General features: G+C 41.4%; 12 protein-coding genes. All 12 read left to right on the forward strand.

Translation table 11 applies throughout. From position 1 onward, the window contains the following. Window positions 1–82 precede the first annotated feature (82 nt). The 12 genes from katG (at window position 83) to HPY31_RS03940 (ending at window position 16,664) form a co-directional block, all read left to right on the forward strand. On the forward strand, window positions 83–2,266 hold the full coding sequence (gene katG, locus HPY31_RS03890) for a catalase/peroxidase HPI (protein WP_172138562.1): 2,184 nt from the start codon (window positions 83–85) through the stop codon (window positions 2,264–2,266). A gap of 262 nt (window positions 2,267–2,528) precedes the next feature. Further along, window positions 2,529–3,323 carry a hypothetical protein gene (locus HPY31_RS03895; protein ID WP_172138564.1) on the forward strand — a complete coding sequence of 265 codons (795 nt, stop codon included), beginning with the start codon at window positions 2,529–2,531 and terminating at the stop codon, window positions 3,321–3,323. A gap of 88 nt (window positions 3,324–3,411) precedes the next feature. Further along, a complete protein-coding gene (locus tag HPY31_RS03900; protein WP_172138566.1) occupies window positions 3,412–4,065 on the forward strand; it encodes a response regulator transcription factor in 654 nt (217 codons plus the stop codon). Continuing rightward, a complete protein-coding gene (locus HPY31_RS03905) occupies window positions 4,066–5,502 on the forward strand; it encodes a sensor histidine kinase (RefSeq protein ID WP_172138568.1) in 1,437 nt (478 codons plus the stop codon). Between the two features lie 246 nt (window positions 5,503–5,748). Beyond that, window positions 5,749–5,880 carry an FDLD family class I lanthipeptide gene (locus HPY31_RS28595; RefSeq protein WP_216675413.1) on the forward strand — a complete coding sequence of 44 codons (132 nt, stop codon included), beginning with the start codon at window positions 5,749–5,751 and terminating at the stop codon, window positions 5,878–5,880. A gap of 84 nt (window positions 5,881–5,964) precedes the next feature. Further along, window positions 5,965–9,171 (forward strand): lantibiotic dehydratase, encoded by a 3,207-nt coding sequence (locus HPY31_RS03910; RefSeq protein WP_172138570.1) that lies wholly within the window; start codon window positions 5,965–5,967, stop codon window positions 9,169–9,171. Continuing rightward, entirely contained in the window at window positions 9,152–11,026 is a 1,875-nt protein-coding gene (locus tag HPY31_RS03915) for an ABC transporter ATP-binding protein (protein ID WP_216675414.1), read from the forward strand. The genes HPY31_RS03910 and HPY31_RS03915 overlap by 20 nt, the downstream gene beginning before the upstream one ends. 16 nt (window positions 11,027–11,042) lie before the next feature. Then, on the forward strand, window positions 11,043–12,443 hold the full coding sequence (locus HPY31_RS03920; RefSeq protein WP_172138574.1) for a lanthionine synthetase C family protein: 1,401 nt from the start codon (window positions 11,043–11,045) through the stop codon (window positions 12,441–12,443). 16 nt (window positions 12,444–12,459) lie between these two features. Further along, a complete protein-coding gene (locus tag HPY31_RS03925) occupies window positions 12,460–12,984 on the forward strand; it encodes a flavoprotein (protein WP_172138576.1) in 525 nt (174 codons plus the stop codon). A 235-nt stretch (window positions 12,985–13,219) separates the two neighbouring features. Further along, window positions 13,220–13,939, forward strand: coding sequence for a lipoprotein BA_5634 family protein (locus HPY31_RS03930; RefSeq protein ID WP_172138578.1), 720 nt, complete (start codon window positions 13,220–13,222; stop codon window positions 13,937–13,939). Between the two features lie 25 nt (window positions 13,940–13,964). After that, the gene (locus HPY31_RS03935) at window positions 13,965–14,651 is read left to right on the forward strand and encodes an ABC transporter ATP-binding protein (protein WP_172138580.1); all 687 of its coding nucleotides are present in this window, start codon (window positions 13,965–13,967) and stop codon (window positions 14,649–14,651) included. A 24-nt stretch (window positions 14,652–14,675) separates the two neighbouring features. Beyond that, window positions 14,676–16,664, forward strand: coding sequence for an ABC transporter permease (locus HPY31_RS03940; RefSeq protein WP_172138582.1), 1,989 nt, complete (start codon window positions 14,676–14,678; stop codon window positions 16,662–16,664). Window positions 16,665–16,703: the final 39 nt, after the last annotated feature.

Genomic DNA, 16,703 nt, shown 5'->3' on the forward strand with positions numbered 1-16,703 from the left:
TGATTTCCCTTGTTAACTGCTATATAACTTAATTAGAAGTATTATTATTTAATACTTAATTTAAATGACGGGAGAGGGACAAATGGACTCTATGGCAACCGCTAACACTGGAAAATGTCCGTTTTCGCACGGCAGTACTACGAATCACAACCCTAGTGCTACGTCGAACAAACACTGGTGGCCCAACCAGTTGAACTTGAACATCCTGCATCAGCATGACAGAAAATCTAACCCTATGGGCGAAGAATTCGATTATGCAGAAGAGTTCGAAAAGTTGGACTACCAGGCTCTCAAACAGGATCTTTATGATCTCATGACAAACAGCCAAGATTGGTGGCCTGCCGACTACGGGCATTACGGGCCGTTATTTATCCGTATGGCTTGGCACTCCGCTGGTACATATCGTACAGGAGACGGCCGTGGCGGTGCAGGAACCGGCACACAACGTTTTGCTCCACTTAACAGCTGGCCAGACAATGCCAACCTTGATAAAGCTCGACGCCTTCTATGGCCGATTAAGCAAAAATATGGCAACAAAATCTCTTGGGCAGACTTGTACATTTTAGCAGGTAATGCAGCTATTGAATCCATGGGCGGGAAGACAATCGGTTTTGGAGGCGGACGCGCGGACGTTTGGCATCCAGAAGAAGATATTTACTGGGGTGCTGAAAAGGAATGGCTAGGCGATAAGCGTTACACCGGCGATCGTGATCTCGAGAATCCGCTTGCTGCTGTTCAAATGGGTCTGATTTATGTGAACCCCGAAGGTCCGAACGGGAATCCAGATCCGCTTGCCAGTGCTCGCGACATTCGCGAAACCTTCAAACGCATGGGAATGAACGATGAAGAAACCGTTGCCCTCGTGGCAGGTGGCCATACATTTGGGAAGGCTCACGGCGCAGGAGATGCTGCTCTTGTAGGACCAGAGCCGGAAGCTGCTCCTTTGGAAGCAATGGGCTTAGGCTGGCAGAGCACACACGGTTCCGGTAAAGGTCGCGACGCCATCACCAGTGGTATTGAAGGGGCTTGGACTGCGAATCCGACACAATGGGATAATGGTTTCTTTGAACTCTTGTTCGGATATGAATGGGAGCTGACCAAGAGCCCGGCAGGTGCACACCAATGGGTTGCTGTAAATCCTGCTGATGAGCATCTTGCACCGGATGCAGAAGATGCGTCCGTGCGTGTTCCAACGATGATGACCACTGCGGATATGGCCTTGCGTATGGATCCAGCATACGAAAAGATTTCTCGTCGTTACTATGAGAATCCAGAAGAGTTTGCAGATGCATTTGCAACTGCATGGTTCAAACTCACACACCGCGACATGGGGCCTCGCTCAAGATATTTAGGCCCAGAAGTTCCAGCAGAAGATTTTATTTGGCAAGATCCTGTACCCGCTGCTGAATATGAGTTAACAGATGCCGATGTAGCAGAACTGAAAACACGGATTTTAGACTCGGGCCTTACCGTCAGCGAGCTGGTAACAACGGCTTGGGCTTCCGCTAGTACCTTCCGAGGCTCGGATATGCGTGGTGGCGCGAATGGTGCTCGCATCCGTCTTGCTCCACAGAAGGAGTGGGAAGTGAATGAGCCGAAAAAACTTGAAAAGGTGCTTACGATCCTGGGCGTCATTCAAGAGGACTTTGGTAAAAAAGTCAGCATGGCCGATTTGATTGTACTTGGCGGTAGTGCCGCAGTAGAAAAAGCAGCACAAGATGCTGGCTTTGATGTAACGGTTCCTTTTGCTCCTGGACGTGGTGATGCAACACAAGAGCAAACCGATGCTGAGAGCTTTGCTGTTCTCGAACCAATCGCTGATGGTTTCCGGAACTACCAGAAGAAGCAATATCGTGTCAGTCCTGCGGAACTCCTGATAGACAAGGCACAGCTACTAAACCTTACTGCTCCAGAAATGACTGCACTCGTTGGCGGTATGCGTGTTATCGGGACAAACCACGGTGGCACACAACACGGTGTATTCACGGATCGCGTAGGTACACTCACGAACGACTTCTTCGTTAACTTGCTAGATATGGGCATACAGTGGAAGCCAGTAGACGGAGGCGTATTTGAAGGACGTGACCCCAAAACGGGGGAAGTCGTGCGTACAGCAACTGCTATTGACCTCGTGTTCGGTTCAAACTCTGTTCTGCGTGCCATTGCAGAAGTTTATGCGCAAGACGATAACAAAGAAAGGTTTGTGCGTGACTTCATTGCTGCATGGGTGAAGGTAATGAATGCAGATCGTTTCGATCTTCAATAAGCATAATTAGAAAAATAAAGCAAAGAACAGTATTTGTTGTTGGATACTGTTCTTTGCTTTATATTTTCTATAGTCCTAGTAGAAATCGAATCGGTTACGATGTTCTACTTACCATCTGAAGCAAGCCTCTAGGTGGTTTTTATAGAATTTACAACTTGGAGACAACTGAAAGATACTTTTAACATATCAACGCTATATTCTTTGAACTGTAACAAGGGTTTCGTACCCAAACCAAAAACAAAAAATTTCAGGAGGCATTACCATGAACAAAAAGAATATTCTCGTTTTGTCAATGGCACTAACAATTGTAGGCGGTGCTACAGCAGCGGTATTTGCAAGCGATAACGCAATTCATTCTACGAAAAACAAAGTCGTAACGTTGGCAAGCAAAGAAGGAAATGGCACAACTCAAACCACAACAAATGATGTAGTCAAAGTAGCAAATGGAAAGATTAGCGATGAAGAAGCAGTAAAAATGGCAACGAAAGCTCTCAAAGACTATATGGGGCTTGACGCAAAATCTTTTGGTGAGGCGCATGTAAATCGAACGAACAACCAAGAAGACTTTACGTTCTTTATGGATTTATATTCAAAAGAAGATGCAGCTGTATTAAAAGAAAACGCGAAAAAAGATACGGCTGATGTTATCGTTGTACAGTTTGTTCGTGCTGAAGACTTGAACCAGCCAATGGCCGCTTCTAATCGCATTGTCATAAATGAAAAAACAGGTGAAATTGTTTCTTTAACTGCTTTCACGAATGAAGATCGAAGCTCAGAGACAACAATCGATGATGCGAAAGTTAAATCTGCGGTTATCAGCTTTTTTGATAAACAACAGAAAAATGTGAAGGAACATACGATGAAGGTTAGTAAGAGTGCTAGTTCCGGAACCATACGTGTTCTTTGCAACCTGGAAGATGGAAGAGATGCAGAGATGACAATTAGTTTGAAGAATTATTCCGTATCTAGTTATGAGATTAATTATGACAGACTACTCCCTCTACCTTCCGAAGAAAAAGACCACAGTGAGAATTTCAGAGAACTGAAAGTGAAGTAAGATATAGTAGGACTGATTAGATGGAGTGAGTGCCCGAAATGGTACTTACTCCATCTAACCGTTACAAAAGGAACGAGGTAAAAACGGAATGATAAAAATTTTAGTGGTTGAAGATGATATCGCAGTAGCAAATTTAATAAAATTGAATTTAAATACCGCAAATTATGAGAGTTCAATCGTTTTTGATGGAGAGGAAGCTCTAAATGTGATTGAAAGAGATCGTTTTGATCTCATACTTTTGGATGTGATGCTTCCGAAAATTGATGGATTTACTTTATTCGAGAAAATTAAACCTTTAGGGATACCTGTCATTTTTTTAACAGCGAAAAGTTCTGTCACAGATAAGGTGTATGGTTTAAAAGCGGGAGTAGATGACTATATAACGAAACCGTTTGAAGGAATTGAATTGCTGGCCAGGATTGAAAATGTATTAAGACATTACAATAAAAAAAGCAACATCATAAATTTTAAAGACACAGAAGTATACTTGGAAGAAATGAAGGTGAAAAAGAACGGTCAGATGATTGAGCTTACCTTGAAGGAGTTCGAATTATTGGTGTTTTTAGTGCAAAATAAAAACATCGTATTAACGAGGGAAAAAATCATAGAAAAAATTTGGGGATATGACTACGCTGGCGAGACTCGAACGATTGACAACCATATACAAAAGCTAAGAAGAAAGCTGGGATGGAAAGATGAAATTAAAACAGTATTTAAATTGGGATATAGGCTGGAGGAATAAATGAAATTTTGGCAGAAGATATTTTTATGTACATTAATCATATTTGAAATCTTTTTTGTACCAGCATCCATTTACCTGATTAATAGCAGCTTTGAACTCAATCTCAATATGGAGATCCGTTCCGGGATAAGTGAACAGGATCGATTTGCTAACTCTTTAGAATCAAATCTATATCTACTTAAAGTTCAAAAATCTTCCACTCCAGATGCAGAAGGCGTTGGCAAACCAAACATAGATTCCATGATTCGTACGTACTTGGACAACCTCGGCGAACAGGATGTGTATTTGGATGTAATAGATGAAAATGACAAAGTTATTTTTAGCCATTTTAAAAACAACAAGATAACTCTTACGAATCGAGAAGAATTAAACATCCCATCCGATAAAGTAAATTACATCATACGGGATCTAGGGGAAAAGACGTACTTATTTATAGCAAAGAATCTTTATTTGGAAAATAATCACTATAAACTTTCTTACGCGAAAGATATTTCGAGTGTTTATGAAAATAGAGAAGACTTATTAAGCCTCTTAATCAAGTTAAATGCTCTTGTTTCAGCCATTTTGGTGATCGTTACCATCATCATGAGCATGTTTATCGTAAAACCGATAAATAAACTGATTAAGTCAACAAGAATAATTGCAGGCGGGAATTTCAGCGAAAGAGTCATGGTTACATCAAAAGATGAAATCGGGTTGTTAGCAGAAAATTTCAATTTAATGGCCGGTGATGTAGAAGATAAAGTAAATCAGCTTAAAAAATCTTCAGAAGACAAGCAAAGGTTTATCGATAACCTAGTCCATGAACTCCGGACTCCTTTGACTTCGATCATAGGCTATGCGGATTATTTACGAACGAATAAGTATGATGAAGAGACTTATATCAACTCATTAAGCTTTATCTATGAAGAAGGAAAGCGGCTAGAGAAGCTGACATTTAAGCTCATGGAGCTCATCGTTTTGCGAGAAGAAGATTTTGAGTTAAAAACGGGAGAACTTGACGAACTTTTTGTGGAAATCAAACATTCCTTTATTCCAAAACTGAACATAAAGAATATGGATCTGGAAATATCGACGGAGCATCTGAGTGTGTTAATGGATACGGATTTAATGAAAATTTTGCTTGCAAACCTGATAGACAATGCGATTAAAGCATCGAAGAACAACGATAAAATAATTCTACGTTCATACAGAGATACGGAGTCAAAAATTATTCTTGAAGTGAAAGATACAGGGATCGGTATTCCTGATGACGACATAAACAAAGTCTTTGAGCCCTTCTTTATGTCCGATAAATCGAGATCGAGAGCGAATGGAGGAGGGCTGGGACTCGGGCTTTCATTATGTAAGGAGATAGCTAAAATTCATGACGCTAAAATAAGAATAGAAAGCAAGCTCGGTGAAGGAACAAGTATCCAATTGGTTTTTCATTGTTAACACCCTGGAGCAAGTGGAAATTCTAGAGACAACTTCTTTGTTACGAGAAACTAGCCATTTTTCATTGGAGTTTTTTCAATGGGAAATGGTTTTTTCTGTTTAAAAAATGGTTGTGGATAAAAATTCAAAAAATTTAAAAAATCATTAAAAATATCCTTTGCTGGAAATAATTTCTATTCTATTATTTATTTGTGATCGTAACCAAGCACTAACAGACGCGCGTGAAGTTCTGGCTACGAACAAAAAATGCAAAAAGATCTGTTCGATGTGGATGTTCAAGTAAAAGAGGTAAATCAAGTACAATCAGATTCAGTAGTGAGCGACATCATTTGCACTACATTCTGTTCAGTTACTTGGTGCCAAAGCAACTGCTGCTAATTTAGTTTGACGCTGGAGGAGCATCGCGATAAGCGATGTTCTTCCTTTATAGTCTCACTTCATGCATGGGAAAGAGGGATACGAATGGCCAAGCAAATTTTAGAGAGGGAGCTGACATCTCGCTACCATGAGAACAAAAAGGAGGAAAACCTATATACCTCAGCAGACTTTTTTATGCTGCGGGTACCTCTGTTTCCAATAGAGGTCTTCAATGAATCCAATAAAACCAGTGATTATCTAGCTGCTATAAGGAAATATGCGAGGGACGAAAATGTACGAGAAGCTATTCTCCTTTCTAGTCCATCTCTGTACGAAGCATTACCGAATCTAGAAGGCGATCCTACTTCTCGAAAAACCAAGCAGGCTCTTTCTAGTTTTGTTCGTTTTTTGTTAAGGATGTGTACCCGTGCTACTCCATATGGCTTATTCGCTGGTGTTGCTCTGGGCTCATTCAACGGCAAGACAGCCGTCTCTTTGAAAGACTCGCACTTTCACCAAAAACGCACACGTCCAGACATGGAATGGCTGCTTGCAATCATTCAGAGAATAGAGCAACGACTAGATGTAGTTAAACAGTTAAAAGTACAGCGAAATCACGCTTCGGTGCAGGTCGGCGGGCGAATAGAGCTTACGTATGCCACTGAATACGGGCAAATGAAACGTTTAGATGGTAAACAAAAAGAGAGAATCTCAATCCGTGCTACAGAAGTTGTGCACGCTGTTTTTGATCTGGCAAAACATCCGATTCAATTTGAACAATTAATTAGTAGATTGATGGAAAAGTACCCTGAGGCGGGGGAACAAAAAGTAACTGGACTGCTGTGGCAATTATTCTCTCAAGAGTTTTTAATTAGCGAATTACGTCCACCTCTCACAGTATCCACTCCATTTGATTATGTGATGAAGCGCCTTGTGTTACTTGATGGTGTACAGGATATATATTCAGAATTAGCTGAGATTCAAGCAAAAATGAAACAGTACGATGGACTTCCGATTGGAACAGGCATTCAAAGCTTTCAAGAATTAATGACGCAGATGAAAGCCCTTGAAGCAAGCATGATGCCAGTACAAGTAGACCTCCGTGTAGGTACTAACAAAGTATCTTTACACAACAGTATAGGAGAAGAAGTAGCAAAAGCGGTGGAATGTCTGTGGCGACTGTCTTTACCACAGCGGGGAGCGTCCCATCTAAGGAGCTACCATAAGGACTTTTTGGAGAAATACGGAACGTCAAGAGAAGTACCTGTTTTGGAGCTACTCAGTGATGAGGTTGGTTTAGGAACACCAGCAGGATATATGTTTCCACAAAGCAGTCGAAAAGAGCCAGTATCGCCTCTCAAGTATTCTGATAAGCGAGAAGCTAGTTTGATGAGAAAAGTAGTTCATGCGATTGCAACAAAAACGAGAGAGATAGAGATTACCAATGATTTTCTCGATCAGCTAGAAACAGAGCCAGTAGATACGAAATACGCACCAGATTCCTTGGAAATGTATGTGGAAGTATTCGCACCCTCACAGGAAGCAATCGATCAAGGAAACTATCTGCTAGAGGTAGCACCAATGCCTGGTTCGGCTAAGGTGGGCCAATCGTTTGGAAGATTCCTCGATATACTCGGACCAGAAGCGATAGAGAAACATGAACAGATTCATAATCAAATACAGGAACAGTATGAAGATGTGATTTTTGTTGAGGCCAATTATCTTTCAACCGTTGGACGACATGCCAATATCGTTCTCCATCCGTCCTTCAACCAATATGAACTGGCCATCGGCACGAATTGTTCTGAGAACGCTCTCCATCCCCTTCAACTGGAGGATGTTGTGGTAGGTGCCACAATAGAGCATTTCTATCTGAAATCCCGTACACATAGAAAGAAATTAATTGTCTCAGCGAATAATATGCTTAATTTCAAGAATGCTCCTAATATTTATCGTTTCTTGCGTGAAGTCTCTATGGAAAATGTACGTATTTGGAATCCATTCTCTTGGGGAAATATGGATGCTTCACCGTATTTGCCACGTGTTCGCTATGGAAAAACCATCTTGTCGCCTGCTATATGGAAGGTGATACCCGAATCCCTGGGGCTTAAGGCTGATCCGAAAGAAGACAAGATCTGGAATGAGGCTTTTGCTTTATGGAGAATGGAGTGGGATCTACCACGATATGTGTACATGGCTTTCGGTGACAATCGTATTTTGTTAGATTTGGATAATCCTTATCATGTTGAAGAGCTACGTACCGAACTGTTTAAGTCAAAAAACATTCAACTCCGTGAAAAAATCGGGGGTACAGAAGAATATTGGGTCACTGGACCAAAAGGTCATTTTTCCATGGAATGCGTGGTTCCATTGCTAAGGAGACCACATATAGAAAAGAAAAAAATGATCCCCTCCTATAGAAATGCAAATGTTCTTACTAAGGAGCAATACATAAAACTCCCTGGAAGTGATTGGCTTTTTTTAAAACTGTATGGGGGTCACCAGAGACAGGATGAATTTATCGTTGATCAAATCCATGCATTTGCGAATTCCATGGTTAAAAAAGGAGTAGCGGATGAATGGTTTTTCATGCGATTTATAGACCCTGACCATCATATTCGCCTTCGCTTTCACGGTAAGGCTGAGAAGCTTATGAAGGAGATTTTTCCAGAACTTTACCCTTGGATTCAAGAATGTCAGCGAGAAGGATTTATTCAAAGAATGGTAATTGATACGTATGATCGCGAAGTAGAAAGATATGGTGGACCTTTAATGATGGCTGATGCGGAGCGAGTATTTGCCAAAGATAGCCAGACGACTGCAAATCTCTTGAGATTGTTGCGGTTTCAACAAACGAATCTACCAGACTATGTTTTGGCAACGATTAGTATTATTGACATAATGACTAGATTCGGACTTAGTTTTGAACAGCAACTGGCTTGGATGGACATGCGTGTGAAAAAGGATGCCCAGAGAGAGGAGTTCCGAAAATGGCGGAAACCATTGCTTACTCTCGCTGATCCGCGGAGCAATTGGCAAGGATTGCGTAGTCATCCGAGCGGGGAAGCCATTCGTGAAGCGATGGCCTTGAGAGTGGATGTATTGCAGGATTTCGGAAGGCTTGTAGCAGAGGGTGAACAAAATCAATCGCTGTGGAGTTCCCCATCGATGATCATGGGTAGCTTGATCCATTTGCATTGCAATCGCTTATTTGGAGTAAGGCGAGAGATGGAAGATAAAGCGATGGCCTTTGTACGTCATACTTTACACAGCCAGCTTCACTGGAGGGAGAATGTTGGTGACTCCATTTAAGGCAAACAGTAATCGATTGGAAACGATTCGAAACGTATTTGCTTCCTTCTCTCATTGGCCTAGTGTTTTTCGTTTACTGTATCAAACAAATCCTCGCTACTTTGTGATTGTTATGATATTGACGATTATAAGTAGCCTGATACCTGTAGGGGTGATTATTGCCACGCAATCATTAATTGATGCGGCAGTAGCCATCTCAGTCGGTGGGAGAATCGTTCCGCTTTTCATCGCGTTTGGTCTTTTCGCGTTTCTATCTGTGATCCGCGATATTCTCAAGCACGTTGACTTAGTCTATAAAACGTTGTATCAAGAACTGCTAGCCAATCATGTAAATCTGTTGATCATGAAAAAAGCAACGCGACTTCCTTATTCCAGTTTTAAGGATGCAGGAATCTATGACCAACTTCAACGGGCAAAGCAAGATTCCACGTTCCGCCCCTATCAGTTATTTCAACAGGTGATAAGTATTAGTAGCAATGTGATTGTATTACTATCTGTTTCCGCTATGCTGATCGCTTGGAAGTGGTGGCTAGCACTGATTTTGCTCTTGCTACCAATCTGTTCCACTTTCTCATTTATTCGATTAGGACAAGAGGAATTCATGATTGACCACAATCGCGCTTCTGATCGTCGTAAGCAATATTATCTGATGCATTTATTGACCAGCGATTCATCAGTAAAAGAGCTAAAAATCTTTCAGTTAGGTCGATTTCTGGTTGATCGATATCGTAAATATTACGAGCGATTTTTTCAGCAGGACAAAGCAATGGTGATAAAAAGGACAAAGGTGGCGCTTGGGTTTCAGGCCCTGTCACTCCTTGCTGTCGTATCGATGCAGTCGTATGTCGTATGGGAAACGATGTTAGGTACGCTTGCAATTGGCAGCTTAATTGCGTTTATCCAGGCGATATCTTACACCCAAACAACCTCCACAGATCTTATGCAAACGATTTTCAACATGTATCAAAACAATCTGTACATTAGTCAGTTATTTACATTTTTAGCTGTGCCAGATGAGAAAAAATTAGCAAACGCCGAAAGCGATCCTTGTGAGAAGAATGCTTCTGGTTTAGAGTTTCGCAATGTCTCATTCAAATATCAAGGTGTCGATGCCTACACGCTACGTAATGTGAGTTTCGCCATTCGTCCAGGAGAAACGATGGCGTTAGTAGGAGAGAATGGTTCGGGAAAATCGACAATCGTAAAATTAATTACGCAATTGTATCAACCGACAGAAGGCGAGATTTTGTTTAATGGTAAGCCGATTTACCATTATGAGGAGGACGAATGGCGCCAAAAAATGAGCGCCTTGTTCCAGGATTTTATTAAATATGAAATGTCAGTTAACGAGAACGTTGGTTTTGGTAACTATCTAAAAGCGGATGATGAAGCAGCCATTATCGAGGCAAGCAAACAAGCCGGTGCAGATGAAATGATTAAACATTTTCCGCAACAATTCCATACACAGCTTGGCAAATGGTTTGCCGACGGGTATCAGATTTCGGGGGGGCAGTGGCAGCGTATTGCCATTTCTCGCGCTTATATGCGTGATGCGGACTTATACATTCTTGACGAGCCGACAGCAGCACTAGACCCTCAAGCAGAGCAGGAAGTATTCACTCGGTTCCGTGAATTGACCCAGAATAAAATGGGATTATTTATTTCCCATCGATTTTCAACTGTTCGATATGCCAACCAGATTCTTGTCCTAAAACAAGGAGAGATCATTGAAACGGGGACGCATAAGGAATTACTCGCAGAAGACGGCGTTTATGCATCTCTTTTTCATATGCAGGCTTCTTTTTATCTGGAAGAAACGGATGAAACGACCAGACAGATGGTCGGACAAATGTAAAAGAGAGAGGGAAAGTATGGAGACAAATAAAGCAGTGGCAACGACTAAGCATGCATGGAAAGGGATGAAAAGTGAAGACTTGAGAACAAAGGCGTTATCTACTGCGCTCAAGGTAGCTGCATGTTTGCGAGATCCCATTCAAGTAGAAAAGGTCGTAATGGATAAAGATAACATAAGTGTCGCAGGACCGATTCATCAACATCCTTGGGGAGCTGCTACTCTTTCTCACGGATATCCGGGTACCATACTCTTTTTTGCTGAGTTGGAAAGACATTTCCCTGATAAGGGTTGGAATATCGTTGCTCATGAACATCTCCTTGCTCTTCAAGAAAAAATTAAGGCAGTAGGGATTTCAAGTGAGTCCATGTGTGGTGGAGTAGCAGGTATTTGCTTTGCTACGCTAGTAGCTTCACGCAATCGAGAGCATTATCAACGCTTTCTTGGACAACTGGATCAATTGCTCGCTTCACGAACAGCGGTCATAATTGAAGACGAGTATGTTCTTGATAAAAAAAGAGGAGGAAGTAATCCTCATGTCTATGATGTTATTAATGGTGTAGCAGGCATTGGGCGGTACTTACTGGCAAGTAAGCAAATCGATGTTCTTCATTCCGCCTTACAGGATGTTTTGCGATATCTCGTATATATAAGCCAGCCGAGAGAATATAAAGATGGTAGAAAAATACCAGGGTGGTACTTGACTCAGGAGATGCAATATTTAGACATTGATAAAGAGATGTATCCGAATGGAAATTTTAACGTAGGGCTTGCTCATGGGATTCCTGGACCATTAGCCTTATTAGCACTTGCTTTGAAAGAAGGAGTCGAAGTAACTGGTCAGAGGGAAGCAATACGTAGCATCGCTGACTGGTTGGTACGGTGGAAGGAAAAGGACGCTTGCGAGATTATGTGGAGAGGTAGAGTGAAATTAGAAGAAGAGCTAGGGGAAGAAATGCTATCCCAACAGCCGTTTCGCCGTGATGCCTGGTGCTATGGCACGCCAGGAGTAGCTCGCTCACTCTATCTAGCGGGTGAAGCTCTACAAGATTCATCTTATTGTAATCTTGCCATTCAAGCTTACGATGATGTTTTCAAGAGATCAGAAAGCGATTGGAATCTGTATGCTGATACGTTTTGTCATGGAAAAGCAGGACTATTGCAAATGACGCTTAGAATGGCAACGACTACTAATGACGAACGCTATCAGTCACATATCGAGTATTTAACTAAGTGCCTAGTAGATAATTTTAATCCCTCGCTTCCTTTTGGTTATCAAGATATAGAACCAAATGGTGATGGAAAGGTCGGACTCAATAAGGCAGGTGCACTTGAGGGTGCAGCTGGTATTGGTCTTGCCCTTCTTTCAGCAAGCAGTAATCAAGAGCCACTGTGGGATCAGTCATTCCTATTGGCCTAAAAGGAGAAATCGAGATATGACACACGATCCATTTCTGAAGGAGAAGAAACTTTTGGTCGGTATATCAGGCTCGATTGCCGTTATAGGTGTGTCTGCTTATCTTAGTATGTTTCGAGCCCTGTTCAAAGAGATAAAAGTAGTGATGACAGAACAGGCCGCAACACTGATCCCGCCGTCTACGCTTTTGTTTTACTGCAACGAGATATTTATAGATGAAGAGCCTCGTCTTCAGAAAAAAATGAACCACGTTAAGTTAGCACGTTGGGCAGATTTGTTCGTTGTTTTGCCAGCGACGGCGAATGTAATTGGACAAGCTGCTAACGGAATTCGCCTCATGTGGATGAAAAAAGCGGTTCAGCGCAATGTAAATCAGCTTCGAGAGGACGGTCACATTGTTGTGAATCCAGTAGAAGCTATGGCTTATGAAGTAGCATCTGGCACCATGCAGCCTAACTTCGTCTTGCCTCAGGGACCAGCGGTGATGCAGGAAATGAGAAATGTATTACTTGAACGAGAAGAAAGCACAACTACATCTGTATAAGAGAAAAGACTGCTTCGGCTGCTTGTGCCAGTGAAGCAGTCCTTTTTGTATTTACCTTGCGTGAGAAGACGCATGGTATAGTAACTCAGTATGTAGAGGATGCAATTCAGATACTTGGCTCCATTCTTACTAAATGGTAAGAAAGAAGGTCACAATCGTTAGACTAGAGTCATTCAATTAAATGAAAGTCTCGTCTATAATCCAGACATAAATAGTTTATAAGGGAGCAGTTAAGATGAAAAAAGTAATAGGTTTCTTGTTGGCTATTGGAATTTTTGCAGGGATTGGATTCGGAGTAAACCGATTTATAGAAGGTCCATCACAACCGGTCGATGGCGTTCTCGTAATCGGCACAGAAAAAGATGCGAATAAGGTCAAAGAGTTGTATAAAGATAACACCAAACAAGCGATTGACTACAAAATCAAATTGGTTACAACGAAAAAAATTACGAAATTGTCAGAGCAAGGTCAGAAAGAAACAGGTCAAGAATTTGATACTAGAGAGATCAAATATTCGGTTGTTACTCGATCCACCGCTGAGCAATTCGTCAAGAAGGGGATTCTCAGAGCCAGACAAGAGCCAAACAGCACGTCTATTATTTCAGACCCTGTTACCAGCATCAAACAATTATCGAATGGTCAAAATCTGCTTTACTCTTTTAGTGATGATGAAATGAAGAATGGCCAAATTGATTTGAACGGCAAGATGGTACCTGTTGCGCATGTGAACCATCAGATGTGGATCGGGTATATACCACAAGCGGATCTTGTTATCGTTGACGACCAGACTTACAACCAATTAACCGAAGCAGAGTCAACGCTCTCCTTGATCCAGTTTGAAAATCGCAGCTTCGATTATAAAAAGAAAGATCAAGTGAACCAAGTCTTACAAGAAATCGGGAACGTATACGGAAATAGTGAAGACAAAGTAAACTTCGTAGACGTACAAGATTGAGTTTGGTTGATGAGAGGGTGACTGTATGGAGATTGTACGAATGGAAAACGTAGTAAAAAGTTATGGGGAAGGAAATAGCAAGGTAGATGCGTTAAAGGGGATTCACCTTTCGATTCAGCAAGGAGAGTTTGTTTCCATTGTTGGTGTTTCCGGCTCTGGTAAAAGTACACTGCTGCATATTTTAGGCGGGTTGGATCGTCCAACTTCAGGACAAGTATTCATTGGGGATCATAATATTTACGATTATACAGATGATGAGCTTTCGATATTCAGAAGAAGAAAGGTCGGCTTTATTTTTCAATTTTTTAATTTGATCCCGGTATTGAATGTCCAGGAAAATATCGCGTTGCCCATGTTATTGGATGAGGAACCGATAGATATGAAGTATCTGGATGAACTTATTGAAATCCTGGGTCTCCATGAACGGAAAGACCACTTGCCTTCCGAATTATCGGGCGGTCAACAGCAACGGGTCTCCATCGGCAGAGCCTTAATGAATCGGCCGCATTTGATTTTGGCGGATGAGCCCACTGGGAATCTGGATACACGAAATACGAAGGAAGTCATAGATTTATTACGATTGACTGCCAGAAAATACAATCAAACCATTGTCTTGATTACTCACGATCTCGCGATTGCTTCGGCTTCTGACCGAATCATCACGATAGAAGACGGTACGATCATTTCAGACCAACGGCTTGCTGCGAATTAGCTAATAGACTGGAGGAGAATGATTTTGATCAGCAGCTATAAACAATTAAGCAGCAAGTATTTAAAGAGGAATATGAAACGAACGATTTTGACCTTGATCGGAATCATACTCTCTGTAGCGTTAATTTCGACAGTCGGTCTTTTTATGAAAGGATCTCAACTATCCCAAATCGAGAATATCAAGAAGGTAAACGGGTTTTCTTTTCATCTCGGCATTTCCAATTACGATGAAGCACTATTAAACAAAATCAAATATAATCCCCAAATTGCTTCGTATGGCTTGATGTCTCAGGGCGGAATCGTTCCGATTGGAGATGGAGAAGTTTCTGTTCAAAAGAATTTTGCTGATCATAGCGCATTGGAGTTTTTACCCTACAGTCTCGCTGATGGCAGATTACCAGCCAATGAGCATGAAGCAGCTGTCGATTCATGGACGCTTCCTTATTTGAAAAAGGGTCTTCAGATCGGCGACTCATTTGAATTGGATAGTCAAACCTATCAACTGGTTGGTTTACTGGATAATCGGGCGTTCACTCAGAAAGATAAAGTAGGGCGTTTCCTAACCTATAAACATGATTTTGCTATCGGAGAGGGTAGGATCTTAGCCGAAATAAACGAGAAAGCGGACTTTAAAGAAGTTTTAGAGGAGATAAAATCACTTACGAAAGACGAGAATCTGGTTATCAATGAGGAATTGATCAAAGTTTTGAAACCGGGATCGAATCAATCGATTCTGGCCGTGCTCGTCATCGTTGTTAGTATTGTTGTGATCGCAACTGTTGTGGTGATTTACAACGCTTTTCAAATCAGCGTCGTAGAGCGAATGAAGCAGTTCGGCTTGCTCCGAAGCATAGGTGCTACGCGAAAGCAAATTAGACAAATCGTGATGAGAGAAGCGGCTGTGCTGGCTGTCATCGCCATTCCGGTTGGACTTGTATGTAGCATAGTTGCGGTCGCGGTTCTCCAATCCATTTTCTCGATCATTTTAGAAGATGGTGCAGGTGTTTCGTTCTTTCATATCGATTGGTGGATTTTATTCATCAGTTCGATCATTACGCTGACGGCCGTACTAGCGTCCAGTTATTACCCAGCTTTTTTTGCGGGTAGAATATCTCCACTGTTGGCAATCAGTAGCAGATTATCCATAAAAAAAGAGGCGATTAAAAAACATAAGAATAACGTGTTGAAAAAACCGTTATCTTTTCCCATGAGCCTGGCTTTGAAAAATGTCAAAAGAAATAAAAATCGTTATACCATTACGATTCTATCCATCATTATATCCAGTGTCTTGTTTATTACCTTCTCGTCTATGATGGATATCGCATTTGCATCCAAATATATGAAAGACTTATCTTCGAAAACAGATCTATCCATCTATCTGAAACAAGATCATGATGATTCTACAGCAGAAAGACAGCAAATTTCGGAGCTTTTGAAGTCAGTTGAAAATATATCCGGAGTGAAGGAACATGACCTCCATTTTGAAATCGAATTGAAGGATAAGACTCAATCTCTTGCAACTGTTGCTCACATCGAGGACTCTGTTGGAAAAAAACACGCCATTTCCATTGTGAATCACATCGATGAAAATAAAGTGAAGAAAGATTCGGAACTCGTCATAAAAGTGCTGGTATACAGCTTTATCACAGTCATTTCTTTGATTGGCAGTCTCAATATCCTCAACACGATTACGATCAGCATCATCATCAGACGAAAAGAGCTGGCTGCGTTAAAATCTATAGGCATGTCACAAAGGGATTTGAAAAAAATGATCATCTATGAAGCGCTGATCTATGGTTTTTTTGGAAGTTTGCAAGGGATCTTTTTCGGTTGTATACTTTCTTATATTATCTATTTGGCGGCTTCCGGTGTCTTGAGGGTCGAATGGACGATCCCCTACGAAGCTTGTCTCATTACGTTTGTTTCAGCTTTGATCATCAGCTTTTTATCTGTTCTATTACCACTGAGAAAAATTCAAAAAGATAATCTTATCGATGTGATCAGGGAACAATGATAAAATGGGCCTGGCTATTTTATAGTCGGGCTTTTCGGT

This window comes from Brevibacillus sp. HB1.3, assembly GCF_013186635.1.
Lineage (GTDB): Bacteria > Bacillota > Bacilli > Brevibacillales > Brevibacillaceae > Brevibacillus > Brevibacillus brevis_D.